Source organism: Modestobacter caceresii (assembly GCF_000761485.1).
Lineage (GTDB): Bacteria > Actinomycetota > Actinomycetes > Mycobacteriales > Geodermatophilaceae > Modestobacter > Modestobacter caceresii.
The window spans coordinates 1,033-27,852 of sequence record NZ_JPMX01000131.1; the positions used below are offsets into that span (position 1 = coordinate 1,033).

General features: G+C 75.3%; 26 protein-coding genes, 2 tRNA genes and 1 pseudogene. 16 read left to right on the top strand and 13 right to left on the bottom strand.

Features of this window, described 5'->3' with window-relative positions:
• Positions 1-76: 76 nt before the first annotated feature.
• Positions 77-592 (bottom strand): MarR family winged helix-turn-helix transcriptional regulator, encoded by a 516-nt coding sequence (locus IN07_RS23070; protein ID WP_036341295.1) that lies wholly within the window; start codon positions 590-592, stop codon positions 77-79.
• Positions 593-651: 59 nt separating this feature from the next.
• Complete coding sequence (locus tag IN07_RS25530) at positions 652-1,851, bottom strand: hypothetical protein (RefSeq protein WP_036341298.1); 1,200 nt, start codon at positions 1,849-1,851, stop codon at positions 652-654.
• Positions 1,852-2,094: 243 nt separating this feature from the next.
• Between IN07_RS25530 and IN07_RS23080 the strand changes: the two genes are divergently transcribed.
• The gene (locus IN07_RS23080) at positions 2,095-3,405 is read left to right on the top strand and encodes an alpha-hydroxy-acid oxidizing protein (RefSeq protein ID WP_036341301.1); all 1,311 of its coding nucleotides are present in this window, start codon (positions 2,095-2,097) and stop codon (positions 3,403-3,405) included.
• Between the two features lie 24 nt (positions 3,406-3,429).
• Here IN07_RS23080 and IN07_RS23085 read toward each other — a convergent pair whose 3' ends face one another.
• On the bottom strand, positions 3,430-4,071 hold the full coding sequence (locus IN07_RS23085; RefSeq protein WP_052091686.1) for a class I SAM-dependent methyltransferase: 642 nt from the start codon (positions 4,069-4,071) through the stop codon (positions 3,430-3,432).
• A gap of 110 nt (positions 4,072-4,181) precedes the next feature.
• On the opposite strand from IN07_RS23085, the gene IN07_RS23090 reads away from it, so the two are divergent.
• Entirely contained in the window at positions 4,182-5,633 is a 1,452-nt protein-coding gene (locus tag IN07_RS23090) for a dihydrolipoyl dehydrogenase family protein (RefSeq protein WP_036341304.1), read from the top strand.
• Positions 5,630-6,541 carry a universal stress protein gene (locus IN07_RS23095; protein ID WP_052091687.1) on the top strand — a complete coding sequence of 304 codons (912 nt, stop codon included), beginning with the start codon at positions 5,630-5,632 and terminating at the stop codon, positions 6,539-6,541. Before IN07_RS23090 ends, IN07_RS23095 begins: the two co-directional genes overlap by 4 nt.
• A gap of 293 nt (positions 6,542-6,834) precedes the next feature.
• Here IN07_RS23095 and IN07_RS26810 read toward each other — a convergent pair whose 3' ends face one another.
• Both IN07_RS26810 and IN07_RS26585 read right to left on the bottom strand, forming a co-directional pair.
• Positions 6,835-8,721 (bottom strand): penicillin-binding transpeptidase domain-containing protein, encoded by a 1,887-nt coding sequence (locus tag IN07_RS26810; protein ID WP_081975653.1) that lies wholly within the window; start codon positions 8,719-8,721, stop codon positions 6,835-6,837.
• A gap of 149 nt (positions 8,722-8,870) precedes the next feature.
• Positions 8,871-9,746, bottom strand: a pseudogene (locus IN07_RS26585) (transglycosylase domain-containing protein); the annotation flags it as partial.
• Positions 9,747-9,824: 78 nt separating this feature from the next.
• On the opposite strand from IN07_RS26585, the gene IN07_RS23110 reads away from it, so the two are divergent.
• Entirely contained in the window at positions 9,825-10,244 is a 420-nt protein-coding gene (locus IN07_RS23110) for a PaaI family thioesterase (RefSeq protein WP_231558548.1), read from the top strand.
• Positions 10,245-10,301: 57 nt separating this feature from the next.
• Complete coding sequence (locus tag IN07_RS23115) at positions 10,302-10,973, top strand: biliverdin-producing heme oxygenase (protein WP_036341307.1); 672 nt, start codon at positions 10,302-10,304, stop codon at positions 10,971-10,973.
• 70 nt (positions 10,974-11,043) lie between these two features.
• Here IN07_RS23115 and IN07_RS23120 read toward each other — a convergent pair.
• From IN07_RS23120 to IN07_RS23130, 3 genes are all read right to left on the bottom strand, one after another.
• Positions 11,044-11,116, bottom strand: a tRNA-Arg gene (locus IN07_RS23120).
• Between the two features lie 23 nt (positions 11,117-11,139).
• Positions 11,140-11,228: transfer RNA gene (locus tag IN07_RS23125), tRNA-Ser, on the bottom strand.
• Positions 11,229-11,316: 88 nt separating this feature from the next.
• Positions 11,317-12,525, bottom strand: coding sequence for an MFS transporter (locus IN07_RS23130; protein WP_036341310.1), 1,209 nt, complete (start codon positions 12,523-12,525; stop codon positions 11,317-11,319).
• Between the two features lie 105 nt (positions 12,526-12,630).
• Between IN07_RS23130 and IN07_RS23135 the strand changes: the two genes are divergently transcribed.
• From IN07_RS23135 to IN07_RS25535, 4 genes are all read left to right on the top strand, one after another.
• A complete protein-coding gene (locus IN07_RS23135) occupies positions 12,631-13,161 on the top strand; it encodes a CGNR zinc finger domain-containing protein (protein WP_036341313.1) in 531 nt (176 codons plus the stop codon).
• A 12-nt stretch (positions 13,162-13,173) separates the two neighbouring features.
• Positions 13,174-13,749 (top strand): phosphatase PAP2 family protein, encoded by a 576-nt coding sequence (locus tag IN07_RS23140; RefSeq protein WP_052091693.1) that lies wholly within the window; start codon positions 13,174-13,176, stop codon positions 13,747-13,749.
• Positions 13,750-14,038: 289 nt separating this feature from the next.
• Positions 14,039-14,578, top strand: a complete 540-nt coding sequence (locus IN07_RS23145; protein WP_156119355.1) for a DUF6318 family protein — start codon at positions 14,039-14,041, stop codon at positions 14,576-14,578.
• A 359-nt stretch (positions 14,579-14,937) separates the two neighbouring features.
• Positions 14,938-15,474: a hypothetical protein gene (locus IN07_RS25535; RefSeq protein ID WP_156119356.1), complete on the top strand. Its 537-nt coding sequence runs from the start codon at positions 14,938-14,940 to the stop codon at positions 15,472-15,474.
• Here IN07_RS25535 and IN07_RS26815 read toward each other — a convergent pair.
• Positions 15,455-16,150, bottom strand: coding sequence for a hypothetical protein (locus IN07_RS26815; RefSeq protein ID WP_036341322.1), 696 nt, complete (start codon positions 16,148-16,150; stop codon positions 15,455-15,457). The genes IN07_RS25535 and IN07_RS26815 overlap by 20 nt on opposite strands.
• Before the next feature lie 484 nt (positions 16,151-16,634).
• Here IN07_RS26815 and IN07_RS23165 point away from each other — a divergent pair, with 484 nt between their 5' ends.
• Both IN07_RS23165 and IN07_RS23170 read left to right on the top strand, forming a co-directional pair.
• Complete coding sequence (locus IN07_RS23165) at positions 16,635-17,183, top strand: DoxX family protein (RefSeq protein WP_036341328.1); 549 nt, start codon at positions 16,635-16,637, stop codon at positions 17,181-17,183.
• A gap of 9 nt (positions 17,184-17,192) precedes the next feature.
• A complete protein-coding gene (locus IN07_RS23170) occupies positions 17,193-18,242 on the top strand; it encodes a PHP domain-containing protein (protein ID WP_036341331.1) in 1,050 nt (349 codons plus the stop codon).
• Here the strand turns inward: IN07_RS23170 and IN07_RS23175 are convergent.
• A complete protein-coding gene (locus IN07_RS23175; RefSeq protein ID WP_052091696.1) occupies positions 18,207-19,064 on the bottom strand; it encodes an ATP-grasp fold amidoligase family protein in 858 nt (285 codons plus the stop codon). The genes IN07_RS23170 and IN07_RS23175 overlap by 36 nt on opposite strands.
• Before the next feature lie 189 nt (positions 19,065-19,253).
• Between IN07_RS23175 and IN07_RS23180 the strand changes: the two genes are divergently transcribed.
• From IN07_RS23180 to cysC, 4 genes are all read left to right on the top strand, one after another.
• The gene (locus tag IN07_RS23180) at positions 19,254-20,339 is read left to right on the top strand and encodes a glycosyltransferase family protein (RefSeq protein WP_036341334.1); all 1,086 of its coding nucleotides are present in this window, start codon (positions 19,254-19,256) and stop codon (positions 20,337-20,339) included.
• A 67-nt stretch (positions 20,340-20,406) separates the two neighbouring features.
• Positions 20,407-20,550 carry a hypothetical protein gene (locus IN07_RS25540; RefSeq protein ID WP_156119357.1) on the top strand — a complete coding sequence of 48 codons (144 nt, stop codon included), beginning with the start codon at positions 20,407-20,409 and terminating at the stop codon, positions 20,548-20,550.
• Positions 20,551-20,727: 177 nt separating this feature from the next.
• Entirely contained in the window at positions 20,728-20,895 is a 168-nt protein-coding gene (locus tag IN07_RS25545) for a hypothetical protein (RefSeq protein ID WP_156119358.1), read from the top strand.
• A 100-nt stretch (positions 20,896-20,995) separates the two neighbouring features.
• Positions 20,996-22,024, top strand: a complete 1,029-nt coding sequence (cysC, locus tag IN07_RS26595; RefSeq protein WP_081975654.1) for an adenylyl-sulfate kinase — start codon at positions 20,996-20,998, stop codon at positions 22,022-22,024.
• A gap of 3 nt (positions 22,025-22,027) precedes the next feature.
• On the opposite strand, the gene IN07_RS23190 is transcribed toward cysC, so the two are convergent.
• The 3 genes from IN07_RS23190 to IN07_RS23200 all read right to left on the bottom strand — a co-directional run bounded on the left by IN07_RS23190 (position 22,028) and on the right by IN07_RS23200 (position 25,321).
• Positions 22,028-22,930 (bottom strand): hypothetical protein, encoded by a 903-nt coding sequence (locus IN07_RS23190; protein ID WP_052091700.1) that lies wholly within the window; start codon positions 22,928-22,930, stop codon positions 22,028-22,030.
• Between the two features lie 64 nt (positions 22,931-22,994).
• A complete protein-coding gene (locus IN07_RS23195) occupies positions 22,995-23,744 on the bottom strand; it encodes a 3'(2'),5'-bisphosphate nucleotidase CysQ (RefSeq protein ID WP_036341337.1) in 750 nt (249 codons plus the stop codon).
• A 74-nt stretch (positions 23,745-23,818) separates the two neighbouring features.
• Complete coding sequence (locus IN07_RS23200) at positions 23,819-25,321, bottom strand: sugar transferase (RefSeq protein WP_052091701.1); 1,503 nt, start codon at positions 25,319-25,321, stop codon at positions 23,819-23,821.
• A 360-nt stretch (positions 25,322-25,681) separates the two neighbouring features.
• Between IN07_RS23200 and IN07_RS23205 the strand changes: the two genes are divergently transcribed.
• Complete coding sequence (locus IN07_RS23205) at positions 25,682-26,791, top strand: glycosyltransferase family 4 protein (protein ID WP_197058615.1); 1,110 nt, start codon at positions 25,682-25,684, stop codon at positions 26,789-26,791.
• Positions 26,792-26,820 lie beyond the last annotated feature (29 nt).

Here is a 26,820-nt window from a genome sequence, read left to right on the forward strand (position 1 = left end):
GCGGCTCCGCCCTGCCCCGCACGGGTCGACCCGGACGCCGGCCGGGCGCGGCCCCGCGGTGTCGGCCCCGCCGGCGTCAGCGGGGGCGGCGGGTGGCGGAGGACACCCGGGCGAGCGCGTCGGTCACCACGGCGGCGTCGTCCCCGAGCATCGTGAGCAGGTGCGCCACCAGGTCGTCGTGGGTGGACATCGCCGCGCGGACCCGGTCCCGGCCGGTGTCGGTCAGCCGGGCGTGCAGCAGCCGCCGGTCGCCGTCCAGTCGCTCACGGGTGACCAGTCCGTCGTCGACGAGCCGGTTGACCGTGCTGGTGATCCCCGGCCGGGAGAGGCCGACCGCGTCGGCGAGGTCGCCCATGGAGGCGTGCTCCTGCGGGGACTCGGCCACCCGCCGCAGCACCTCGAAGCCGGTGAGCGACAACCCGTGCTGCCGGTGCAGCGCCGAGTCGACCCGCCGGGTGATCCGGTCGTGGACCTGGACGATGCGCAGCCAGGTCTCCGGTGCGCTCGGACCCGCGGCCGCCAGGCCCCGCACGTCCCGGGGGACGCCTCGGGGTGGTGCGCCGTCGTGCAGCCGGTCCCTGGGCTGGTCCATCGGTGGGTCCACGTCTCCTTCGCAGTGCTGGTGCCGGTGCCGTCCGCCGTGCTGCTCGCTCAGCGTCGTCCCTCGGGGTGCCCGTTCCGCGACCGGCGCACGCCCACCAGCCCGAGTGAACCGGCTGCGGTGAGCAGGACCAGCCCGGCGGCGAGCACCGCCGGCGAACCGGTCCGCTCGGTCACCGGTGCGGCGCGGGCGGCGACCTGGAGGCCGATCTCGGCGGTCGCCGCGGACTCGCTGCCGACGAGCTCCAGCGTGGCCGCACCCAGCGCCGCACCGCGCGGGATCTGGACGACCGCCTCGACGCTGCCGTCGGCCGCCGCGGTGACGGTGCTGAGCAGTTCGGCGCCGCCGGCCATCCGGACGTCGACCGGTTCCCCCGGTCGGAAGCCGCTGGCCCGCACGGTCACCACCCCGCCCGGCGACACGGTGACCGCCGGGGTAGAGGCCGTGGAGTCGCTCGAGCTGGACGGGGCGCCGGCTCCGACGTCGGGCTCCGTGGGGGTGGTGGACGGCGCACCGGTCGCCGCGCCGCTGGGGCCGCTGGACCGCGGCCCGGACGTGCTCGACGGCGTGGCGGTGGCCGTCGTGGGGGACGGCGTGACGGGCGCAGGCGTCGCGCTGGACGGTTCAGGCGTCGGCGTCGGGCTCGACGGCACAGGGGTCGACGGGGGTGGCTCGACCGGCGGCGGGACGGCAGACGGCGCCGGGTCCGGCACGGGGGTCGACGGGTCCGGGGAGCCGGACGGATCCGGGGTCGGCTCGGGAGTCGGCGTCGGCTCGGGAGTCGGCGTCGGCTCCGCAGTCGGCGTGGGCGTCGGGGTCGGGGTCGGCCGGACCGCCTCGCAGTCCTCCTCGCTCGGCCGGGTGTAGGTCCGGAACTGCAGCGGCTGCTCCGGCGTGCCGTCCGGGTCCGCGACCGTCACCGACACGTCGACGGTGACGCCCCAGTCGACGTCCTCGCTGGTCAGCTCCGCCTGTTCGCCGGGGGCGAGGTCGACGACGTCCTGCTCCTCCACCCCGTCGAAGACCAGGGCGACCCGGTGCGGCTCGGTGCCGTTGGTGACCTGGACGCGGACGACGCCGGGACCGCAGCTGGGACCGTGGGTGACCGTCCCGACCGGGCGCCGCGGGTCCTCGAGGGCGGCGGCGGGACCGGCTACGGCGGCCCCGGCGACCAGGACCGCACCGAGCGCGAGGCCGACGGTCAGTCGAGCGGGCAGCACCGGGCGGGCGGACGAGCACGTCAGCGGCACTGCGGTCCCCCGTTCTCCGGCGCTCGACGGACGACTGCTGAGCGCCGCACCGTCGTCCTGCCCAGGAACTCCCTCCACCATGCCCGGTGGCCTCGATCAGCGGGGAGTGCGCCACTCCCGTCACTTCCGTCCCACAGGCGTGTCGCAACTGGCGTGTCGCCCACGGCGGTCGAGCCGGGGGGACGGCCCCGACCCCGCCGGGCAGGGAGCCCTGTGCGAGACCCAGGTCACTACGGTGATCCGATGACCTCAGCGGCAGGGACCGGACGGCGGCGGCAGGACGTGGTCTACCGGGCGGGGGTCTACGGCAGGCACCCCCGGGTGCCCACCGTGTACCGGGCCCTGGCCCGGGAGGCCGAGCGCCGGCTCGACGCCCGGGCCCACGGCTACGTCGCCGGCGGCGCCGGCGACGAGGCCACCCAGCGGGCCGACCGGACGGCGTTCGACCGATGGTCCGTCGTCCCCCGGGTGCTGCGCGACGTCAGCCGCCGGGACACCTCGGTCGAGCTGTTCGGACGCCGGCTCCCGGCACCCGTGCTACTCGGGCCGGTGGGTGCGCTGGAGCTGGTGCACCCCGAGGGCGACCTCGCCGTCGCCCGCGCCGCGGCGGCCGTCGGGGTGCCGATGGTCTTCTCCAACCAGGCGTCGGTGCCGATGGAGACGACCGCGGCGGCGATGGGCGACAGCCCGCGGTGGATGCAGCTGTACTGGTCGACCTCCGACGAGCTGGTGGAGAGCCTGCTGGGCCGCGCCGAGGCCAGCGGCTGTGACGCCGTCGTCGTCACCCTGGACACCACGATGCTCGGCTGGCGCCCCCGCGACCTGGACCTCGGGCACCTGCCGTTCGCGCTGGGCAAGGGCATCGCGCAGTACACCTCCGACCCGGTGTTCCGCCGGCTGGTCGAGGAACGGGCGGCGGCCACCGCCGCGCGGCCCACCGGTGCCGCGGCCGGCCCGGTCGACCGGCAGCCGCGGCCCAACCTCGCCGCGGTGCGGGCCCTGGTGGGGATGGCCCGCGCCTGGCCCGGCCCGCTGGTGGAGAACCTGCGCTCCCCGCTCCCCCGCGCCGCCGTCGAGACCTTCCTGTCCATCTACTCCCGCCCGTCGATCACCTGGGCCGACCTCGCCTGGCTGCGCGAGCGCACCCGGCTGCCGATCGTGCTCAAGGGCGTCCTGCACCCCGACGACGCCCGGCGGGCGGTCGACGAGGGCGTCGACGGGCTGGTGGTCAGCACCCACGGCGGGCGGCAGGTCGACCGGTCGATCGCCGCCCTGGACGCGCTGCCCGACGTGGTGGACGCCGTCGCCGACCGGGTGCCGGTGCTGTTCGACAGCGGGGTGCGCAGCGGCGCCGACGTGCTGGTGGCCGTCGCCCTGGGCGCGCGAGCGGTCCTGCTGGGCCGGCCCTACGCCTGGGGCCTGGGGGTGGCCGGCGAGGACGGCGTCCGTCAGGTGGTGGAGGACGTGCTCGGCGAGTTCGACCTCACCCTCGGGCTGACCGGCCACACCGCCGTCGACCAGCTCACCCGCGAGGCCCTCCGCCGCCGCCCCTGACCACCAAAATGGCCATTTTGGTGGTCAGGTGGGGAGGGTGCCGGCCCGGACCTGGACGTGCCCGCCGCGCAGGTCCGCCCGGTCGACGTCGGTGCACTGCTGCTCGACGGCCTGCCAGGGCCGGGCGGCGGGGTCGGCGCCGCCGCTCCACATCGCCACGTCCGCCAGGGCGCGCAACGGCCGCGGCCCCCGCTGCGCCCGCTGCATGTCGACCACCGCGACCCGGGCACCGGGCCGGGCGAGGGCCACCGCGGCCCGCCAGGCTGTCGGCCAGTCGTCCATCAGGGAGAGCGCGTAGGTGAACAGGACGGCGTCGGCACCGTCGTCCCCGAGCGCCTCGGCCAGCCGCTGGGACGGCGGCCGGGTCGCGTCGCCGGCGACGAGTCCCACCCCCGACCAGCCGAGCGAGGCGGCCCGTCGACCCGCCCGGCCGAGCATCGCCCGACTGGCGTCCAGCCCGACGAAGCGCCCGGCGTCCCCGACCCGGTCGTGGACCGGCCGCAGGTCCAGGCCGGTGCCGCAGCCGACGACGAGCACCCGGTCGCCCCTGCTCAACCGCAGCCCGGACACGCCGGCCAGCCGGCCCGCCCGGTACACCGGCCACTCACCGGAGACCAGGTCGTAGACGGGCGCGATCAGCTCGTACTGCCGGGCGCGGCCGACCATCCCTGCTCCCTCCGTCGCTGTGGTCCCGGTTCCCTCCCTGCCGCGGTGCACACCCACGTCGCGCCGGGCAGACTGGCCCGCACCGCCCTCGACCACCGGAGACGCCCGTCGTGCCCGACCCCGACGTCACCCGCAGGCGGTGGGAGCTGCTGGTCGTGGGCGCCGGCACCGCCGGCCTGCTCGCCGCCCAGACCGCCGCCTCCCTGGGCGCGCGGGTGCTGCTCGTCGACCGTGGCACCTGGGGCGGTGAGTGCCTGTGGACCGGGTGCGTGCCCTCCAAGGCGCTGTTCGCGGCCGGCGAGGCCGCAGCGGCCGCGCGCGCCGCAGCCGGGTTCGGGGTGCACGTGGACGGCGTCCGGGTCGACGGGGCGGCGGTGCTGGCGTCGGTCCGCGCGGCGGTCCAGGAGATCGAGCCGGTCGACTCGCCCGCGGCGCAGCGGGCCGCGGGCGTCGCCGTGGCCGAGGGGCAGCTGGTCTTCACCGGCCCGTCCAGCGCCGTGCTGGACGGCCGCCGGGTCCGGTTCCGCCAGGCCGTCGTGGCCACCGGCTCCGCCCCGGCGCTGCCCGCCGTCCCCGGGCTGGCCGACTCCTCGCCGCTGACCACCGAGACGCTCTGGGACGAACCGGACCTGCCGGAGCGGCTGGTCGTGCTCGGTGGCGGCACCACCGGCTGCGAGCTGGGCCAGGCGATGGCCCGGCTCGGCGTCCGGGTGGACCTCGTGGAGACCGCCGACCGGCTGCTGCCGGGCGAGGACCCGGCCGCATCGGCGCTGGTCACCGCCGCGCTGCGCGCCGACGGCGTCACCGTGCACCTCTCGACGCAGGTCCAGCGGGTGTCCGGGGCGCCGGGCGACACCCGGGTGACGCTGGCCGACGGCGGCGAGCTCCGCTGCGACCGCCTGCTGGTCACCACCGGGCGACGCGCCGCCGGTGACGGCCTCGGGCTGGACGCGGCCGGCGTGCAGCGGGACGACGACGGCTGGGTCGTCGTCGACGCGCACCTGCGCACCAGCAACCCACGCATCTGGGCCGCCGGCGACGTCACCGGCCAACCGCAGTACACCCACCTGGCGGGTCTGCACGGCTCGACGGTCGCCGCCAACGCCGTGCTGGGGCTGCGGCGCCGGGTCGACCTCACCGCGCTGCCCCGGGTCACCTTCACCCAGCCGGAGGTGGCTGCCGTGGGCGTGCCGACCGGCACGGCCGAGCAGGCCGGCTTGCGGGTGCTGGAACAGGGACACCGGCACAGCGACCGGGCGATCACCGACCAGCGCACGGACGGGGTCACCCGCCTCGCCGTCGACGCCCGGCACCGGGTGCGCGGCGCGACGGTCGTCGGGCCGCGGGCCGGGGAGACCCTCGCCGAGCTCACCCTCGCCGTCACGCAGGGGCTCACCACCAGCGACCTGACCGCCTCGACCCACCCCTACCCGACCCATGCCGACCCGGTCTGGCAGGCGGCCATCAGCGACTACCGGGGCCGGCTGGCGGCGCCGGTCCCCCGGCGGGCGATCGCGGTGCTCCGCCACCTGCACCGCCTCCGGACGGCGCTGACCCGATGACCGTCCTGCTGGGCTGGGAGGCCGCTGAGCACAGCGGTGGGGACGACGGCGCTCTCCGGCTGGCCGCCGGGCTGGCCGGCGCGGAGGGCTCCCCGGTCGTCGTGACGACGGTCGTGCCGCTCGACCCGCCGCACGCGACCACCTCCCGGCTCGACCGCGAGTACCGGCAGTGGCGGGCCGCGCTGACCGCCACCCGCCACGCGGAGGCGCTCACCGCACTGCGGCGGGCCGGGGTCGAGGACGTCCGCGCCGCCGTCGTCCCGGCGTCCTCGGTGCCCGCCGGCCTGGTCGAGTCGGCCCACCGGTACCGGGCGCGGGTGCTCGTGCTCGGCGCCGCGACCGAGGCGCCGGCGGGCCGGTTCGCGGCGGGCTCGGTAGCCGAACCGCTGCTGCACAGCTCGCCGGTGCCGCTGGCGCTGGCCCCGCGGGCGTGGTCGGCGCCGGCGGAGCCCACCCGGCTGACCTGCACCTGGGCGGACGCGGCCCGCTCCGCCGACGCGCTGTCCGCCACCCGCGCGCTCGCCGAGCGCTGGCGCGTGCCGGTCCGGCTGGCGACCTTCGTGCCCGAGCGCGCCGCCCTGCTGCCCTCGGAGACCGGCCTGCCGCTGGAGCACGTGGTCAGCGAGGAGTGGGCCGGTCAGGTGCAGGGCTCGCTGGAGCACGCCGTGGCGGACTGGTCCGGTTCGTGGCCCGTCCCGGAGACCGTGCAGGGCCGCGGCGCCGGCTGGGCGGGGGCGGTGGCCGCCGTGCCGTGGATGCCCGGGGACGTCCTGGTGCTCGGGTCGTCCCGACTCGGACCGGAGGGGCGGGTCTTCCTCGGCTCGACGGCGACGAAGATCCTGCGGGCCGCCACCGTCCCGGTGCTGGTCGTGCCGCGCGGCGAGGGCGGCTCGCCGCCACTGACTTGACGACGACTGTGGCCTGAGTCACAGTGAGCGCGGGCGGGGGAGCCGGCTACGAGTGGCTCTCCACTGCTGGAGAGACCGACCAACGCGGCCAGACCGTCAGGACCGGCCCCCCGCCCCTCAGCCCCCTCAGCGACAGGCCGGCCGGCTCGCGTCCGGGCGCCGACTCGGGTCCGGGAGCGGGCTCACGGAGCCGGAACCGGCTTCGTTGCCGCATCGGGAGCGTGCTCCGGCTCGGGTGCTGACGCCGATTTCGGGAGCGGGCTCGGGGAGCCGGAGCCGGCTCGGGAGCGGGCTCAGGGGGCCGGTGCAGGGTCCGGCTCGGGAGCGGGAGCCGGTGCGGGCTCCGGCCCAGGGGCAGGGGCGGGCTCCGGTTCAGGAGCGGGAGCCGGCTCGGGCTCCGGCGCAGGAGCAGGAGCCGGCTCGGGTGCCGGTTCCGGCGCGGGCTCCGGAACAGGCTCTGGCTCCGGAACAGGCTCTGGCTCCGGAGCGGGCTCCGGCTCCGGGACGGGCACCGGGGCAGGCCCCGGCTCCGGCGCGGGCCCAGGTCCCGGCTCGGGTGCCGGCTCCGGCACAGGAGTCGGGTCCGGCGCGGGAGTCGGGTCCGGCGCGGGAGTCGGGTCCGGCGCGGGAGTCGGGTCCGGCGCAGGAGTCGGCGTCGGCTCGAGGGGCGGCTCGGGCGCGGGCGTCGGCTCGGGGGCGGGCGCGGGCGCAGGGGGCGCCACCGGGCTGGGCTCCGGCGTCGGCTCCGGGCTCGGCTCGGGAGCCGGCTCGGGTCGGGGCGCGGGCGTGCGCACCGGCTTCGGGGGCGGCGGGGGCGCGTAGTCGGCCCCGTTGCTGACCAGCATCGTCACCTGGCCACCCGGCGGGACGGAACGACCGCCGGACGGGGCGAGCCCGACCACGCGGCCGGCGGGCCGGGCGCCGTCCACGACCTGTCGGGCGACCAGGAACCCACGCTCGGCCAGCAGCCCACCACACCAGTCCGACCAGGCGCCGACGCACCCACCCGGCACGGTGGCCCGCTCACTGCGCAGGTACTGCGGGTCCGGCGGCGCGAAGGCCGCGACCGGCCGACCGGTGAGCACCGGCGCCATCGCGTCGTGCCAGACGGTGGCCGCCTTGCCACCACCGAACCCGCCGACGTCCTGGTTGCGGACCGGGTCGTAGACCGTCACGCTCGCCGCGAACTGCGGGGTGTAGCCCACGAAGGTGACCGAGTAGTTGCCCTGGGTGGTGCCCGTCTTCCCGGCGATCTGGTGGCCGGGGACGTACGCCCGGCGACCGGTCTGCCCGGGGAAGCCCGGCTCGACGTCCTTGCGCAGTGCGTGGGTGAGCGTGTCGGCGATGCCCGGCGCGATCACCTCGGGGGTGCACTGCGGCCCACCGACCAGCGGCTGGCCGTCCGGGCCGGTCAGCGGCTCCCCGGCCTGGTCGACGACGGCCTCGACCAGCCGCGGCTCGCAGTGCGTGCCGCGGGCGGCGAGGGTGGCGTAGGCGTTGGCCAGGGCCAGCGGGCTGGTCGGCTCGGCGCCGAAGGTGAACGAGCCCCGGTTCTCCGCGATGACCTGGTCGGCGATCGGGTCGAGGCTGGTCAACCCGAGCCGCTGGGCCACCCCGACCGGCCCCTCGACGCTGCCCAGCGCGTCCTCGAGGGCGAGGAAGTAGGTGTTGGAGGAGCGGTAGAGGGCCTGCTCCATGTCCAGCCGGCGCGGGTAGTTGCCGGCGTTCTCGACGTCGTAGGGACCGTCGCCGTCGCGGTAGACCTCGGAGACGTAGGGGTCCGGGGTCCGCAGCTCGAAGTCCAGCCCGAAGCCCTGCTCCAGCGCGGCCGCGGCGGTGAAGACCTTGTACGTCGAGCCGGCCCCCTGGCCGGCGGCGGCGGGGAGGTCGACCGTGGTCTGTGCCGGGTCGGCCTCTCGAGGCCGTACCTGCGATTGACCGCCATGGCCAGCACCCGGCCGGTGCCGGGCTCGACGTTCACGTAGACGGCGGCGCGCGGGTCGTCCATCGCCAGGGTCTGCACCACGGCGGCGTCCCCGGCCAGCTGCACCCCCGGGTCCAGGGTCGTGCGCACGGTCAGCCCACCGGCCTGCAACTGCTCGAGGGTCACCCCGTACTGCTCGGTGAGCACCTTCAGCAGGTGCCCGCAGAAGAAGGCGCCGATGCGTGCCTCGGTGCACCCGTTGGGGGCGCTGCCCCCGTCGACTACGCCGAGCGGCTCCGCCCGGGCGGCTTTCGCGGCGGCCTGGTCGAGCAGGCCGACCTCGGCCATGCGGCGCAGGACGAGGTCCCGGCGCTGCTTCGTCGGCTCGGGCGCGGTCACCGGGTCGTAGTAGGCGGGGCGGCGGACCAGCCCGGCCAGCATCGCGGCCTGCGCGGCGGTCAGCTGGTCGGCGGTGGTCCCGAAGTAGCGCTGCGCGGCGGCGGCGACCCCGTAGGCACCGTTCCCGAAGTAGACGGTGTTGAGGTAGCGGGTGAGGATCTCCTCCTTGGTGTACTGCGCCTCCACCGCCAGGGCGATCTGCGCCTCACGCAGCTTGCGACCGACGGTGTCGGCCGTCGCCGCGGCCCGCCCGTCGGCGTCCTCGGCAGTCTGCAGCCGCAGCTGCTTGACCAGCTGCTGGGTGATCGTGGACCCGCCCTCGGCGACCTCGCCGGCGGCGATGTTGCGCGCCAGGGCACGCAGCAGCCCGCGGGAGTCCACCCCCGGGTGGTCGCGGAACCGGGCGTCCTCGATGGCGATCAGCGCGTCCTTCATCACCGGGGCGATCTGCTCGCCGGTGAGCGGGTGCCGGTTGCGCGAGTAGAACTCGGTGATCAGTGAGCCGTCCGCGGCGAGGACGCGGGTGTTCCCGGGCAGCCGGGTGTCGACGGCGGCGGTCTCCAGCGGGCGGACGAGGGCGGCACCCTGCTGGGCCAGCGCGCTGGCCCCGCCGATCCAGGGCGCTACGACCCCGGCGACCAGCCCGCCGGCGACCACGAGGGCGACGACCAGGCGGAGCAGGACGACGCCGCGGCGCCGGGGACGCGGCGCGGCCGGTTCTGCTGCCGGCAGCAGCCACGGCTGTTCGCCCGAGGGCCGACCTCCTCCTCCGGCGATGACCTGCACCTCTTCCGACGCTGGGCAGCCGACTCCTGCCCGCCGGCCACGGTGGGTTGTCCCCCACGGTGCTCCGGGACGTCCGGCCCATGCACGCCTTCGCACTTCTCAACGTGATCGTCATGTTCGTGGGGCCGCCGGACGGGCGGGGCGGCGCGCCCGTCCGGGCCGTACGGTCGCTCGGTGACCGCTGCGCAGGAGCTGCTGACCGAACGGGTCCAGGGCGTGCTCGACGTCCCGTTGCACGCCTGGCTCGGATTGCGGCTCGCCGACCCGGCCGACCCCGCGGCCGGCCTGGTGCTGCCGGTCGGGCCACCGACGTTGAACAACGGCGGGGTGCTGCACGGTGGGCTGGTGGCGGCCCTGTTGGACGTCGCCGCCTACGTCCACCTGCTCCCCCACCTCGGCCCGGGCGAGAACGCGGTGACGCACGACGCGACCAGCTCGCTGCTGCGGGCGGTGCAGCCGGGCGCGGAGCTGCGGCTGACCGGCACGCTGCTCCGACTCGGCCGGTCGGTGGCGTTCCTGCGCGCCGAGGCGAGCGTCGACGGGGTGCTGGTCGCCGCCGGCCAGGTGACGAAGACGGTCCTGCGCCCCCGCTGAGCCCGGACGCGCACCGCACCCGCCCACACTCGAGACGACGACCGGAGAGCCCCACCGATGACCAGCACCCTCACGCCGCCCGGGTTCGCCGCCCGGCTCAAGGAGGCGACCCAGGCCGACCACACCGCGGCGGAGACCTCGGGGTTCGTCACCGCGCTGCTCGCCGGGGAGCTCCCCCGTACCGCCTACGCCGACCTGCTCACCCAGACGCACGCGGTCTACGCGGTGCTGGAGGAGGCGGCCGTGGCCCAGGCCGACTCCCCGCAGGTGCGCCCGTTCCTGCACCCGGGACTGGTCCGGCTGCCCGCGCTGGAAGCCGACCTGGCCTTCCTGCTGGGGCCGGGGTGGCGGAGCGAGGGGGTGGTCCTGCCGGCCACGGAGCGGTACGTGGCCCGGTTGCGGGAGGTCGCCTTCGACTGGCCGGCCGGGTTGGTGGCCCACCACTACCTGCGCTACCTCGGCGACCTGTCGGGCGGGCAGATCATCCGGCGACTGGTCGGCCGCACCTTCGGCCTGGAGCAGGACGGCGTGCGGTTCTACGTGTTCGACCAGATCCCCAAGCCCAAGCCGTTCAAGGACGCGTACCGGGCCGCGCTCGACGCCGCACCGTGGAGTGCGGCGGAGCAGGACCGGGTGATCGCCGAGGTGTCGCTGGCCTTCCGGCTCAACGCCGACGTCTTCGCCGACCTCGGCGCGCGGCACGGGACGGGCGGGCCCGCCCCGGCGTGAAGCGGCCCTGAACACACTGCGGCCCCGCACTCCGAGGAGTGCGGGGCCGTGGTGCTGTCTCAACCAGACGTGCGCCCGAAGGGACTCGAACCCCTAACCTTCTGATCCGTAGTCAGATGCTCTATCCGTTGAGCTACGGGCGCGTGGTGCGTGTTCAGTTGTCGCGCGGAGGCTCCGGGATTTGAACCCGGGATGGGGATTAACCCAAACCGCATTAGCAGTGCGGCGCCATAGACCGGACTAGGCGAAGCCTCCCGGAGACCGGGTTGCCCCGGAACCACCGAGGGGAAAGGTTACCAGCGCGTGCGGGCGGCTCCCAACCGGGGTCGGGAGCCGCCGTCGATCAGGCCGGGACGGCCTCACGCCGAGGCTCGGTGGGCAGGTCGGGACGGCGTCCGGGCAGGAGCGTGACCGCCACGGCCAGCGCGGCGGCACCGGTGGCCATCACGAGGGCGCCGGCCACACCGGCCGAGGTCTCGATCAGCGCGCCACCGACCGCAGCACCGATCGCCGAGGCACCGAAGGTCACCGTCGACAGCCAGGTGAACGCCTCGGTGACCGCCGACGCGGGGGCGATCGACCCGACGAGCGAGCTCTGCACGGTGAGGGTGGGGGCGATCGCCGTCCCGCCGAGGAAGAGCAGCGCGCCCAGCACCCACGGGTCGGAGATGGCTGCCAGCGGCGCGAGGCCGATCGTCACGCCCAGCAGGCACCAGCGGTACTGACGGGGCAGCGAGGCGCTGACCACGCGGGCGCCGAACCAGAGGCCACCCCCGGCAGAGCCCAGCGCCCACACGGCCAGCAGCAGGCCGGAGATGCCGGGCGACCCGGCGTCGTCGGCGAACGCCGGCACTGCGACCTCGAGCCCACCGACACCGAACATCAGTGCGGTGCCGCTGAGCAGGACGCGCGGCATCCCCGGCGTGGTCACCGTCGACAGCAGCCGCCGCGACTCCGCGACCACCGGCCTCCAGGCACGCATCGGTGCACTCGTGGCGATCCCGAGGGCGCCCAGGACGCCGAGCACGCCGGCGAGGCCGAGGGCGATCGCCGGGCCGGCGACGAACGTCAGCGCGGCGACGAGGGTGGGGCCGGCCACGAACACCAGTTCGGTGGCGGTCGCGTCCAGGGCGTAGGCCGTGGGGCGGACGCGGACGTCGACCCGCGACCAGAGCGCCCGCACCGTGCCGGAGACCAGCGGGGTGCTGGCCCCGACCGCGGCCGCGGCCGCGAACACCCACGGCAGCGGCGCACGGCCCAGGACGGCGGCGGCCATGAGCGCCAGCAGCAGCGGGTAGCCCACGGACTGGACGAACAGCACCAGCCGAGGGCTGCGGCGGTCGGCCAGCCGCCCCAGCACCGGGGCCATCACCGCGGTGGCGATGCCGTACGTGGCCGAGACGCCGCCGGCGATCGCGTACGACCCGGTCTGCTCCTGCACCATGAGCAGCAGCGCGAGCGGCACCATGGAGGACGGCAGTCGCCCGGCGAACCCGGCGAGCAGGAGGACCGGAGCGGACGGCAACCGCCACACGGCGAGGTACGAACGCATGACTGGCTCACTTCGAGACGTGCGAGAAGGGGAATCTGTAGGCGGTCAGATGCTGTTCACCGCCTACAGGTTCCGGAGGCTACGGACCAACGAGTAGGGAGTCAAATGGACTACGACACCTACGGGTCGAACGCCGTCGAACTGGCCATCGACCTGGCCAACGCCGACCGCGACGACCCGGACTGGGTGCGGGTGTTCCTCGACGCCCACGACGAGTGGTTCACCGACGGGACGGCGCTGGAGCTGCGCCCCGCCGAGGCCGGAGCGGTGGCGCAGACGTCGTCCCTGGTGCGTGACGTCGCCGAGGCCGACAGCGAACCGGAGGTGATGGCGCGCCTGAACGCCCTGCTGGCCCTGGCCTCCCCGAAGCCCTATGCCACCGACCACGACGGCGAGCTGCACCTGCACTACGCCCGCCCCGACGCCGGTGTGGTCGAGCAGCTGACGACGACCGTGGCGATGGGCCTGTCCCAGGTCGTGGTGCAGCACGGCTGGCAGCGTCTGGGCGTCTGCTCGGCCGAGGGCTGCGGGCACGTGTACGTCGACACCTCGCGCAACGCCAGCCGGCGGTACTGCTCCAACACCTGCGCGAGCCGCTCCACGGTGGCCGCGTACCGCGCCCGCCAGCGCACCTGAGGACGACGCCGGGTGCTCCATCCCCGCCACTGGGACACGCTGCTGCTCGAGCGCGTGGGCCGACTGCCCGCGACGCCCGTCGACCGGTGGCTGCGCCGGCTGTCGACCACGGCGGACCACGGCAAGCTCTGGGCGTTGATCGGGGCCGTCCTCGCGTTGCGGCCGGGGCAGCCTCGACGCGCCGCCGTGCGCGGGCTGGGGTCGATGGCCGTGTCGAGCGCGCTGGTGAACGCTGTCGTCAAGCGGGTGTTCGGCCGGGTCCGGCCAGACCGGGCCGCCGCGCAGGGCGATCGGGCGCTGCGCCGGGTTCCGCACTCGTCGTCGTTCCCGAGCGGACACTCGGCGTCCGCAGCGGCCTTCGCGACGGGGGTCGCGCTGGAGAGCCCGGCGACCGGGGCCTTGATCGCGCCGCTGGCGCTCGGCGTGGGCTACTCGCGGGTGCACGTGGGCGTGCACTACCCGGGGGACGTGCTCGCCGGGATGGCATTGGGCTGCGGCGTCGCACTGGCCAGCCGGCACTGGCGGACCGTCCCGACCCAGCCGACTCTCCCGGCGACCGACGCGACGCGCCCCCGGCCCCGCCGGTAGGACGCGACCGAGCCGCGTCGGGCGCGGTCGCCACCGGCTGACCCGAGGTCGCCACCGGCTGACCGGAGGTCGCCACCGACTGACCCGAGGTCGCCACCGACTGACCGTGCAGTGCATCCGGCGGTGCTAGTGCTCTGGTTGCACTGCTGCACCAGAGCACTAGCGTCCACAGTTCGACCTTCTGGGCGACGCGGCGAGCCGCTGACCTGCGTACTCTCCTCACGACTTCAGTCGGGTGGCGCAGGGAGGACGACGCATGCGGCCGGTTCGGGCAGCTGTGGCAGCGGCCGTGGCGATCGCCGTGCTCGGCGGCTGCTCACGCGGGGAGACGGCCAACGAGACCCTGCCCGAGGCGCCCCCGTCAGCGACCGAGACCAGCGAGGCGCTCCCACCCCTCGGCCCACCCGACCTCCCCATGCCCCCCGAAGCCCGCGAGCAGACCCCCGCCGGCGCAGCAGCATTCATCCGGTACTACATGGACGTCTACAACGCCGCACAGTCGTCGATGGACCCCACTTACCTGGACCAGTTCAGCCAAGACTGCTCACTATGCGACTCACTCATCGCGAACATCCGCGAAGATAAGGCCGCTGGGTACACGTACGAGGGTGGCGAAGTGAGCGTCAGCAGCGCTTCCTTCGGAGACGTACGCGACTTCAAAGTTGAAGGCGCGTTCTCCATTAATCAGGCCGCTTTGAACGTTGAAGGGCCGGGTGGATCACGAATCGACGATCTTAGCGCGCCTGCAGAGTCGCTGACCAGCGGAGCCATTCTCACTTGGGCTTCGACCGACAGCACGTGGATCTTGACGCAGTGGGACGTCAATTAGGGACGCTAGCCGCAGCGGTGATTGTTGCGGCTAGCTTCCTGCCAACATCCTCAGCAGCGGCTGCGCCATGCCGGAACATTGGATGCACCAGCACAGAGCTCACCGGCGGCGCTGTCGCCATATCCGCTGTCGACGTCACTGGACCGACCGATGGCCTTTACATCGCCTCGAACACCACCCCAGCCGAGCCCCTTCTCTACCAGTGGAGATTGCGAACTCCGTGCCAGTTGGATGACCCTAACCTGGGTGGGTGTACTGGCACGGAGGTCGACTGCCCAACCAGTCCTGGTCGCCTCATCAGCGTTTACGTCATCCAAAGGCAACGGCTGGCTCAGGCGGATGGACTCGCAGTCGACGGCGTGTCTCCGGAGGCCGAAAACGCTCCCGGCACGGGTTACGGCCCTTGGGGCACCGTCGCTAGCGCCTGCGTCGATGTCACGGATCTGAATCCGCCGCCGTCGCCGGCGGAGGTCTTCCGCTACTTCGAGACGCTGCCACTCCCCCAGCTGACCACCCGCCAGCAGCCACCGGGCGAGGCGCTGGTCGGCCTGCCGGTCATCTTCTTCACCGACAGTCCGACGACCCAGACCTTCACGGTCGACATCCGCGGGTTCGACGTCCTGATCACAGCGAACGCGGTGAGCTACACCTGGCGCACCGGCGACGGGACGACCCTGACCACCACCGACCCGGGCGCCCCCTACCCCGACCACACGATCAGCCACGAGTACTCCTCGGGCACCTACACGGCCTCCCTCACCACCACCTGGGGCGCGACCTACTCGGTCGACGGCGGGGTCAGCGCCGACGTCCCCGGCACCACGACCACCGACGGTGCGCCGGCCACCTTCACCGTCCGCCAGGCCCGCTCGGTCCTCACCAGCCCCTACGACTGACGCCCCCCGGGGCATCGATCACCCGCCGAGGCCGCCACGCCGACGTCGCGGCCAGCAGCAGCAGGGCGGCCACCGCCTCCCCGCCCTCCTCCACGTACGTCGCCACCGCAAGCGCCACCGGCGAGGACGACACCGACCTCACCGCCTCGGTCACCTGGTCCAGCCCCAACACCGCGACCGCGCAGCCGGCCAACGCCAGGGTCACCGGGGTCGCGCCGCGCACCGCCCAGCGCCGTCCGGCCCGCCACAGCAGCGGCAGACCGATCACCGACAGCAGCACGCCCCCGACCAGCGTCGTGTACCTGCCGCCGCCCTGCTCCACCGTCGACGAGGCGCTGACCGCCTTCGCCGTCCCGAGCACGACGCCGACACCCACGACCGCCGCCCACCACCACCGCGCCCACCCCGTCGACCGGACGGCGGCGAGCGCGGCCAGCAGCCCGACGGCCAAGAACACCGCAGCCGTGAACAACCGCGGCAGCGCACCCGCCCCGTCCAGCGCGACGAACCGGGACCACCCGGCGGCCGGGCACCGGCCGACCGCACAGCGCACCTCGACCAGCAGCCCGACGGTGAACAGCAGCCCCCCGACCGACGCCGGGGCCAGCACCCAGCGGGCCGGACGCGGGCGCTCGTCCGACGGTGCCGGCCGCGCTCCCGACACCTCGCCCGTCACAGGACCATCCTCCCGACCCACCTGTGTCATCCGCACGACCGCCGGGCGTCCTCCGTGCGCGATCCCCCAACGACGATCACCGACGTTGGTCAGGTTCTGCCGTGCGAACAGCGGCCTGACCGCCGCCTCTGACCAGTACGAAGTACATGTGATCGTCGCTGTCGTCGCCCTGTCGTGGGCCGCCGTGTCCGGAGTCGTCGCACTCGTCATCGGCGGGTGCGTCCGCATGGCCGATGAGCGTGCCCCGTTCACCGACCACCTGGCCGGGCTGCCGGCCGACCTGACGGTCGCCGACATCCTGGGCGCACGCAGCCCGCAGCCCAGCCACTGACCCCGGTCCCCTCGCGGGGACCGAGCCGACGGGCGGCCGCAGCCGCTCGACCAGCGGTGATCGTCACTTCTCACTACGGTTCCGATGCAGCGGTTGTCCTGGCGCTGACCAGGGCACTGCACCGCTGACGTCACCGATGGGAAGAGGTTCCAGATGTTGGTCCGCCGGATCGCCCGGCCGATGCTCGCCGCCACGTTCATCTACGGGGGGATCAACACCCTCCGGAACCCGCAGTCGCGCGTGCCCGGTGCAGCACCGATCGTCGAACAGATCACCGAGATCGCTGACAAGCAGCTCCCCGTCGAGGTCCCTCGCGACGTCGAGCAGTGGGTCAAGATCAACGCCGGGGTGCACGTGGGCGCCGGCTCGCTGCTGGCCCTCGGCCGGTTCCCCCGCTTCTCCGCCCTCGCGCTGGCCACCTCACTGGTGCCCACCACGCTGGCCGGCCACCGCTTCTGGGAGCACGAGGACCCCAAGGAGCGCTTCGGGCAGACCAGCAACTTCGTCAAGAACGTCGGCATCATGGGCGGCCTGCTGCTCGCCGCCGTCGACACCGAGGGCAAGCCGTCGGTGGGCTGGCGCGCCAAGCGCACCGCCGGCATGGCGGCCGCCGCAGCCGAGGCCAGCTACACCAAGGCCTCGAAGCGGGCCGCCAAGGCGCAGAAGCGGGCCACCAAGCAGGCGAAGAAGCTCACGCACTGAGCTGACCGCATGAGCACGGCACTCACGCCCGCGGGCGCGCTCCGGAGGATCGCCTTCCTCCTGGAACGCGCCCGCGAGCCGTCGTACCGCGTCCAGGCCTTCCGGACGGCGGCCACCGTCGTCGCCGCCCTGGACGACGCCGAGCTCGACCGCCGGATCGCGACCCGGACCCTCACCGATCTCAAGGGCATCGGCGACAAGACCGCCACGGTCGTCCTCGAGGCCCATCGGGGCGAGCTGCCGGCCTACCTGGCCAAGCTCGAGGAGGCGCACGCCGAGCTGACCCCGCTGGCCGACGACGCCGCGGCGCTGCGGGCCGCGCTCAAGGGCGACCTGCACGCCCACTCCGACTGGTCCGACGGCGGCAGCCCCATCCGCGAGATGGCCGAGGCCGCGATCGGCATCGGCCACGAGTACCTCGCCCTGACCGACCACTCCCCCCGGCTCACCGTGGCCAACGGCCTCACCCCCGAACGGCTGGAGCAGCAGCTGGACGTGGTCGCCGCACTCAACGAGGAGCTGGCGCCCTTCCGCATCCTCACCGGCATCGAGTGCGACATCCTCGTCGACGGCTCCCTGGACCAGACCGACGAACTGCTGGGCCGGCTGGACGTCGTCGTCGCGAGCGTGCACTCCGAGCTCCGGGCACCCCGTGCCCAGATGACCGAGCGGATGCTGGCCGCGGTCGCCAACCCGCACACCGACGTCCTCGGGCACTGCACGGGCCGGCTGGTCATCGGCCGCAAGCAGCGCAACGGCACCCAGCGCCCCCGGCCGGAGAGCGAGTTCGACGCCGACGCCGTCTTCCGGGCCTGTGTCGAGCACGGGACGGCGGTGGAGATCAACTCCCGTCCCGAGCGCCTCGACCCGCCCCGGCGGCTGCTCAGCCGAGCCGTGGAGCTGGGCTGCGACTTCGCCATCGACACCGACGCCCACGCCCCCGGTCAGCTCGACTGGCAGGACGCCGGCTGCGCCCGGGCGGTGGAGTGCGGGGTCCCGGCCGACCGGGTGGTCAACACCCGTTCAGCGGAGGAGCTGCTGGCCCGCACGCACGGCTGAGCGCGACGGCAGCCGCCACATCGAGCCCAGCAGCACGTCCAGCGCCGGGTCGAAGCGGTCCAGTCCGCCGCCGGGGTAGGGCGTGAGCTCGCCGAACCAGACCCGGCCGGCGACGTCGTACAGGTCGACCCGGACGAAGTCGAACTCCGCACCCAGCGCCTCGGCGACCTCGGTCAGCTGCGGCAGCGATGCGGGCGGCGCGGTCACCGGGCCGGCGGCGACCGCCTCGTCGACGTCGACCGGCGTCCAGTCCGGGGTGTACAGCCGCCGCCGGTGCGCACCGAACCGCCCGGTGTCCACCTGGACCAGCCGCAGCCGGCCGTCGAAGACGAACAGCTTGTGGTCGGCCGGCACCTCGTCGGCCGGGCCGAGGAACTCCTCGACCAGCAGCATCCGCCGCGCCTGGCGGTAGACCCACTCGCCGCGGTCCCGGTACAGCGGCTCGTCCAGCCACCCCGCGGTGACCCGGCGCAGCTGGTCGACGTCCGGGCGCCCGGCGCCGACGTGCACCCGCATCGTCCCGTGGTTGGGCTTGAGCACCCAGCGGTCGGGCAGGTCGACCCGGGACAGGTCGGCGACGTCCACGCCCGCCCACAGCACCCGCGGCACGGCCAGCGTGGGGAGCACCGCGGCGGCGTAGCGCTTCATCGCCAGCTTGTCGCCCAGCTGCCCGATCAGCGGCCGCCGGTCGTGCACCACCCGCCAGTTGACCTTCTCGGTGAACGTCTGCGGCGGGCGGGCCGGCGGGCGTCCGTGGGCCTGCCGGTACAGCACCGCGCGCTTGGCGGCCAGCGGCAGCCGGCGGACGACGGCCGGGGACACCCGCTCTGCTGCCCACCTTCCTGCCACGACCGGAGAGTCTGGTGCAGCGGCCGCCGAGGGCGACTCCTAGGGTCGAGCAGTGACCACGCCAGGAGACCTGCACTGAGCCCGACGCCCTTCCCCGAGTCGCCCGCCGGCGTCGGCTTCGTCGCCAAGGACCCCTGGCACCCCGCCATCCGGCGCGAGCACATGATCGCCACCGAGCTGGCCCACCGGGGGGTGCCGATCCGGTTCGTCCAGGCACCCGCCGACTGGCGACGGCTGCGCAGCGACCCCGGCAACTGGTGGCAGCACCTGCCCGCCGGCCGGTTCGCCGAGGTGGCGCCGGGGATCACCGTCTCCGAGCGCTCGACGGTGCTGCCCGGGCTGCGGGGGCCGGTGGCCGAACGGGTCGACGCCGCCCTGCTCGGCCGCTTCCTGCGCCGTTCCTCCTGGCAGGAGGCGCTGACGGTCTTCATGCTGCCGTGGGAGTGGCGGGCGGCCCGCTCGATCGGCGGCCGGGCGGTGTTCGACTGCACCGACGACTGGGCCCGGCTGCTGCCGCAGGCCCGGGGGCTCCGCGAGCAGCTCCGCCGGATCGCCGACGAGGCCGACGAGGTGATCGTGGTGAACCAGGTCCTCGCCGACCTGTTCCCGGGGCGCGCCCCGGTCGTCGTCCCCAACGGCACCGACGCGGCCCTCCTGGACGCGCCCCGGTCGGTGGAGCGGCGGGCGCGGCACGCGGTCTACGTCGGGAGCGTCGCCGAGCGGTTCGACGTCGACCTGGTGCGCGCGGTGCTCACCCTGCTGCCGGAGTGGACGCTCACCGTCCACGGGCAGCTGGTCTTCCCACTGCGGGCGGGCGCCGCGGCCGAGCGCTTCCTGGCGCTGGAGCAGGAGACCGGGGGGCGGTTCCGGTACGCCGGGCCGGTCTCCCGCGCGGAGCTGCCCGCGATGCTCGACTTCGCGGCCGTGGCCCTGGTGCCCGACGTGGCCAGCCGGGCGCTGGGCCAGTCGTCGATGAAGACCTACGACTACTGCGCGCGGGGCGTCCCGGTGGTGGCCAGCGCCGGCCACCTGGAGCACTCCAGCGACGCACCGCCGCACAGCTACGTCGTGGACGGGGCGGCGGAGATGGCCGCGGCGATGGAGGCCGCCGCCGACGAGCCGGCGGGCTGGGCCCTCGATCGGGTCCGCTGGGCCGCCGAACGCACCTGGGACCGACGAACGGACGCCTGGTTGGACGCTGCGCTGGGTGATCGTCTGCCCGATGTGACGGGTGTGCACCCGTCATGAACTCGCAACGGACGCCGACCGTGTGTCGCTGTTCGCTGCACCACAGCCGCGCCCTAGCTTCTCCGCCATGACGCGTACTGCACACGCTCCGGTCGCCGGCCCCGTCCACTCCGCCCGCTCGCTCGCCGACGCCCTGCAGTCCGGTTTCGCCGCCCAGCGGGCCGCGGACGAGCGCACCCCGCGCGACCCGGTCGGGACTGCGACCCGCTGACCCCTGCCGCCTCCGCAGCGACCGGGCGTCGCGGAGGGGCTGGTCGGCCGCACCACGGTCGGTGACGACCCGGCCGACCGGCACCCGTCCGGGTCGCCCCGGGCGAGTGACGGAGTTCATCGACTGTTGACGCTCGGTGCCCTTCCGCCGCGGGCCGGTGGGCTCCACACTCGGCGCGTGCGCTTCCTCGCATCGCCACCCCCCGGCTCGGCCGTCGGCCTGCGGCCCGGCAGCAGCCGGCCCTCGCCGGTGCACCTGCACCGGTACCGGCGCACCGGTGACGACCCGTTCAGCGGTGCGTCGCTCTACGCCTGTCGCTGCGGGGTCGTCCGCCCCGGCATGTGACGGCGCCCCCGGCCGGGCGACGCCCCGACCGGTGACGGTCCCGACCGGTGACGTCCCGACCGGTTCGGTCCGGCCGCACGGTGCTTGCCAGACTCCCTGCATGGCACAGACGCGGGCCCGACTCACCGACACCGAGCTCGCCGCACTCGCGCGGTACGGCTTCGACCTCGTGGCCGGCGCGCCCGCCGTCCCCCCGGCCGCCGAGCTGGAGGACGCCGAGGGCGTGCTGGTCGCCACCCGGGACGACGGCGGGCTGACCGTCCGGGAGATCCCCCGCTGGCGCGCCCCGTCCGCCGTCCGCACCGAGCTGGCACAGCGGGGCTGGCCGGCGCCCCGGGCCTGGGTGGGCAGCCCACCGGCCGACGGGACGGAGCTGCCCGAGCGGTTGCTGGTGCTGCTCCCCGCGGCCGGCACCTCCCCGGACTCGGCGGCGCTGTCGCTGGGTGCTGCCTCCTGGGCCGGGTGGGCCGAAGGGCGGGAGCTGGTCGTCGTCCCCGTGCCGGTGACCGCGAGCGCGCCGGAGGCCGGCTGGGCCGAGGTCGCCGCCGCCTACGGCGCCGAGCTGCTGGGCAGCCGGACGGACGAGGCGCCGCTGCGCACCGGTGGCCGGGTGGTGATGTTCACCGGGCTGTCCGGCGCCGGGAAGTCGACGATCGCCGGGCGCCTGGTGGAGCTGCTCCTGGAGGCCGGCCGGACGGTCACGCTGCTGGACGGCGACGAGGTGCGCACCCACCTGTCGGCCGGGCTCGGTTTCTCCCAGGCCGACCGGGACACCAACGTGCGCCGGATCGGCTGGGTGGCCGCGCAGATCGCCAAGCACGGCGGGCTGGCCGTGTGCGCCCCGATCGCCCCCTACGCCGCGACCCGCGCCGATGCCCGCCGGCTGGTGGAGGAGCAGGCCGGGCCGGGGTCGTTCGTACTGGTGCACGTGGCCACCCCGCTCGCCGAGTGCGAGGCCCGGGACCGCAAGGGGCTGTACGCCAAGGCGCGGCGCGGGGAGATCGCCGCCTTCACCGGGATCAGCGACCCCTACGAGGAGCCGACGGACGCCGAGCTCACCATCGACACCCGGGAGTCCAGCCCCGAGGAGAGCGCCCGGCGGGTGCTGGCGCACCTCATCGGGGGCTGACGGTCAGGAGCCGGGCCAGCCCGGCAGCCGGTCGGGCCCGGTGCGCCAGGCCGGCAGCACGCCGGGGGCGTCCACGGTCTCGGCGTCGGCGCGGCGGCGGAGCGCCCAGTCGGCCGGGAGCACGAGCCGGGGGGCGACCCCCACGAGGACGGCGGTGAGCACGGCCACCGCACCGACGACCTCACCGCTCTCCTCGACGAACGTGGCGACGGCGGCCCACGGGAAGGCCCCGGACGCCGACCCGACGAGGGAGGAGATGCCGGAGAGGACGACGGCGGCTGCGGCGTAGACCGCGAAGGCGGTCATCACCCGCCGACGGTCACGCCGCTCGGTGCGGCTGAGCCACCAGAGCACGGCGAGGGTCAGTGCGGCCAGGAGGGTGCTGAGGACGGCGGCCAGCACCGGACGACCGGCCAGACCGGTGGTCTCCAGCGCCTGGACGTGCACGGTCCCGCCGCCCTTCACCTGCGCGACCAGAGCGGCGACCACGCCGACACCCAGCCACCACGGCCGGCGATCGGTGCTGCGTGCGGCGCCGACGAAGGCGGCCACGGCGGCGGTGGCGAGCAGGGCGGTGACCCACATGCGGGGCACCGACAGCGGGGCGTCCATGGACAGGTAGCGGGCGACGCCCCGGTCGTTGCCGGCGATCCGCAGGCCGAGTCCGACGGACTCCAGGGTGACGCCGATGCCGATCAGCGCGGCGGCCAGCGGGGGCACGGGGAGCCGGCGTCGGCGTGGGCGGGCCCTGGCGGGGCGGGGCGTGGCGGGGCGGGGGGTGGTCGGCAGCAGGCCGTCCTGCGCCCGCGAGCGCTCGTCGGCGATCCGCAGCGCCATGCCCAGGGGCACGGCGACGACCACCGCGAGCGCCGTCCACCCGACGAGCACCCATCCCCACCACGGCATGTCCTCGTGATCGGCAGGTCCGCACCGGTACTTGACCGGGTCGTGGCTGCCGATTCCGGAGGGTTCAGCCCCGGGCGTCCCCCGCGAGGGCGGCCAGCAGTTGGTCGGCGAACTCCGGCCGGCAGACGAGCAGGTCGGGCAGGTAGGGGTCGGGCCGGTTGTAGCGGAGCGGGGAGCCGTCGAGCCGGCTGGTGTGCAGCCCGGCGGCCCGGGCCACCGCGACGGGCGCGGCGGAGTCCCACTCGTACTGGCCGCCGCCGTGCACGTAGGCGTCGGTCGCCCCGCGGACGACGGACATCGCCTTGACCCCGGCCGAGCCCATGGCCACGGGCTCGGCGGCGAGCTGCGCGACGAGGTCGGCGACCAGGGCCGGCGGCCGGCTGCGGCTCACCGCCAGCCGCAGCGGACCGTCCGGGCGGGCCGGCGGCGGCTCGACGGCGGAGGTGCCCAGGGTCGTGCCCTCGGCCGGCAGCGCGACGGCACCGGCGGCCAGCTCGCCCCGCTCCCAGAGCGCGACGTGCACGGCCCAGTCGGTGCGCTCCAGCTCGGAGAACTCCCGGGTGCCGTCGAGCGGGTCGACGATCCAGACCCGGTCGGCGGTGAGCCGGGCGGGGTCGTCAGCGGCCTCCTCGGAGAGCACGGCGTCCCCGGGCCGCAGCGCACCCAGCTGGTCGGCCAGCCAGCGGTGGGACTCACCGTCGCCGGCGGCCTTGCGCGCCGCGGCGTCGGCGAAGTCCCGGCTGCGCACGGTGAGCAGCAGCTCGCCGGCCCGGGTGGCCAGCGTGCGGGCGAGGTCGTGATCGGTGCCGGTCAACGTCGGTCTCCGTCCGGAGGAGGGTGGGGGCCATCCTCCGGCCCCGCACCCCGGCGTCCGCCGTGCGGGTCCCGTCAGTAGGCCCCGGAGCCGCGGAGCACCGCACCGAGGGTCTTGCCCAGGATCATCAGGTCCAGGGCGAGCGACCAGTTCTCCACGTAGCGGACGTCGATCCGCACTGAGTCGTCCCAGGACAGGTCGGACCGGCCGCTGACCTGCCACAGCCCGGTGATCCCGGGCTTGACGAGCAGGCGGCGCCGCATGTCGAAGCCGTACTGCTCGACCTCGCGGGTCACGTGCGGCCGCGGGCCGACCAGCGACATGGTGCCGCCGACGACGTTGAGCAGCTGCGGGAGCTCGTCGAGCGACCAGCGCCGCATGACGGCGCCCACCCGGGTGACCCGCGGGTCGCGCTTCATCTTGAACTGGACGACGTTGCCCTCGTTCTGCGCCATCAGCGCCTCGATGCGCCGGTCGGCGTCGGCCACCATGCTGCGGAACTTCAGGACGTGGAACGGCTCGCCGGCCCGGCCGATCCGCTCGTGCCGGAAGAACACCGGGCCCCGGCTCGTGGTCTTGACCGCCAGGGCCAGCACGAGCAGCACGGGGAGCAGCACCACGACGGCGGCCAGCGCGACCGACCGGTCGAAGACGTCCTTGGTGACCCGTCGCAGCCCGCGGAACTCCGGCCGCTCCAGGTGCAGCAGCGGCAGGCCGTTGACCGGCCGGATGCCCACCCGCGGGCCGGCGAACTCGGTCACCGCCGGGGCGAGCAGCAGCTCGGCCTCCGTCGTCTCCAGGTCCCACCCGAGGCGGCGCAGCGCGGCGCCGTCCAGCTCGGGCGAGGGCAGCACGGCGACGGTGTCGACCTCGTACCGGCGGACGACGTCGGCGATGTCGGCGAAGCCGCCCAGCACCGGCAGCCCGTCGAAGACGGTCCCGGCGGGCGGGGCCGTCGGGAGGCAGACGCCGATCACCCGGAGGCCGTGCTGGGCCTGGCGGACCAGCTGGGCGTGCAGCTCCGCGGCGCCGTTGCGGTGGCCGACCAGGATCGCGGTCTGCTGGTACCGGCCGTGCGCGCGCTGCCGGTGCAGCCAGGCGCGCTGGGCGTAGCGCTGCAGCAGGCTCAGCACGGTGGCCAGCGGCAGCGCGACCACGACGAAGCTGCGGGCGACCTCGAGCTTGAACGCCCAGGAGACGGTGCCGACGGAGGCCAGCAGCAGCGCCGCGGCGAAGAAGACCCGGCGGAACTCCTCGGGGCCGACCCAGAGGAAGCGCTCCTCGTAGCTGCGGCCGGCCACCATCGCGGCCACCCAGACCAGCGGCAGGACGACGACCGGCCAGGGGGCGTGGTGCGCGGCGAGCGGCCCCTGCTCGGGCAGCAGCCGGCCGACCAGGGCGGCGAGCACGGCGACGAGGGCGTCGCCCAGCAGGATCCGGCGCACGTAGGTCTTCCGCCAGGCCCGGCGAGCCGCGGTGCCCTCGCCGCGGAGGCGCGCCGCGGACCAGAAGCGCCGGCGGGCGACGACCTCCGTCCGCGGCAGGACCTTCTCTTCGGGGGCTTCCAGCAGCGTCAAGATCCGGCTCCCGTACGTCGGTGGATGCGTGGTCGACCTGCGGCGACCGGTCGTCGCCGGCCCGTCGGCGGACGCCCCGCCGACCGGCCCGGGGGAACGTACGGTCCGGCCGCTCGGGTCGCCTAGCCCTCGTCGGGAGGCCGGGCGGCGCGTGGATCGGCGGCCGTGGGCTTGGCCACAGGGCTCCGAACCGATCGCCCCTCGCCGACCACGAGCAGTGACGGCACGCAGAGCAGCCGCAGGAGGCGCAATACCGCCGTCGACCGCCGTACACCTGCCGTCAGCCTCGTGAGATCGGTCACTTCCGGACGCTCGTGGTGTCCTTCGTCAGGGTCGCTGTCGGTGCCGCATGCTCGACCCGTGGGCGGACCCGAGAACCCGACGCTGCGCGTCCTGCACGTGAGCCAGCCGGTCGAGGCGGGGGTGGCCCGGGTCGTGGCCGGGCTGGTCGCCGACCAGCGTCGCCGCGGCTGGGAGGTCCTGGTGGCCTGCCCGGGCGAGGGCTGGCTGGCCGACACGGTCCGCGCGGCCGGGGCCCGGCTGCTGCCGTGGCGGGCGAGCCGATCGCCCGGCCCGTCCGTGCCCGGCGAGGCGGCGGCGCTGCGCCGGGTCGTGGCGGCCACGGACCCCCAGGTGGTGCACCTGCACAGCGCGAAGGCCGGGCTGGCCGGGCGGCTGGCGGTCCGGGGCCGGCGACCGACGGTGTTCCAGCCGCACGCCTGGTCGTTCGAGGCGGTCACCGGGCCGGTGCAGACGGCCTCCCGCGGGTGGGAGCGGTTCGCCCAGCGCTGGACCGAGCTGACCCTCTGCGTCAGCGAGGCGGAGCTGGCGACCGGGCGGGCCGCGGGCATGACCGGGCCGGCGGTGGTGGCGCCCAACGGCGTCGAGCCCCAGGTGTGGGCCCCGCGGGACCGGGCGACCGCCCGCGACGCCCTCGGGCTCGCGCCGGCGCCCACCGTGGTCTGCGTCGGGCGGCTGGCCCGGCAGAAGGGTCAGGACATGCTGCTCGAGGCCTGGCCCGGCGTGCGACGAGCCGTGCCGGACGCCCGATTGGTGCTCGTCGGCACCGGCCCGGACGAGGCCGCGCTGCGCGCCCGGGCCGACGACTCGGTCCGCTTCGCCCCCGGGGAGCGGCTGGCCGAGTGGTACGCCGCCGCCGACGTCGTCGCCGTCCCCTCCCGCTGGGAGGCCGGGCTGCCGCTGGTGGCGATGGAGGCGATGGCCGGTCAGCGCAGCGTGGTCGCCTTCGACGTCGCCGGCATCGGCGGGTACCTCGGCGACGCGGGTGCGGCGGTCCCGCCGTTCGACGTCGAGGCGTTCGCCGCCGCGCTGACCGCCCGGCTGCTCGACCCGGCGGCCGCCGCCCGGGAGGCCGAGGTGGGCCGGGCGGTCGCGACCACCCGGTTCGCGGCGGCCACCTCGCAGGCCGCCGTCGCCGAGCACCTGCTCCGCCTGGCCGGCGCCCGATGAGCCCGCGCGTGGGCGCGGGCTCCAGCGGG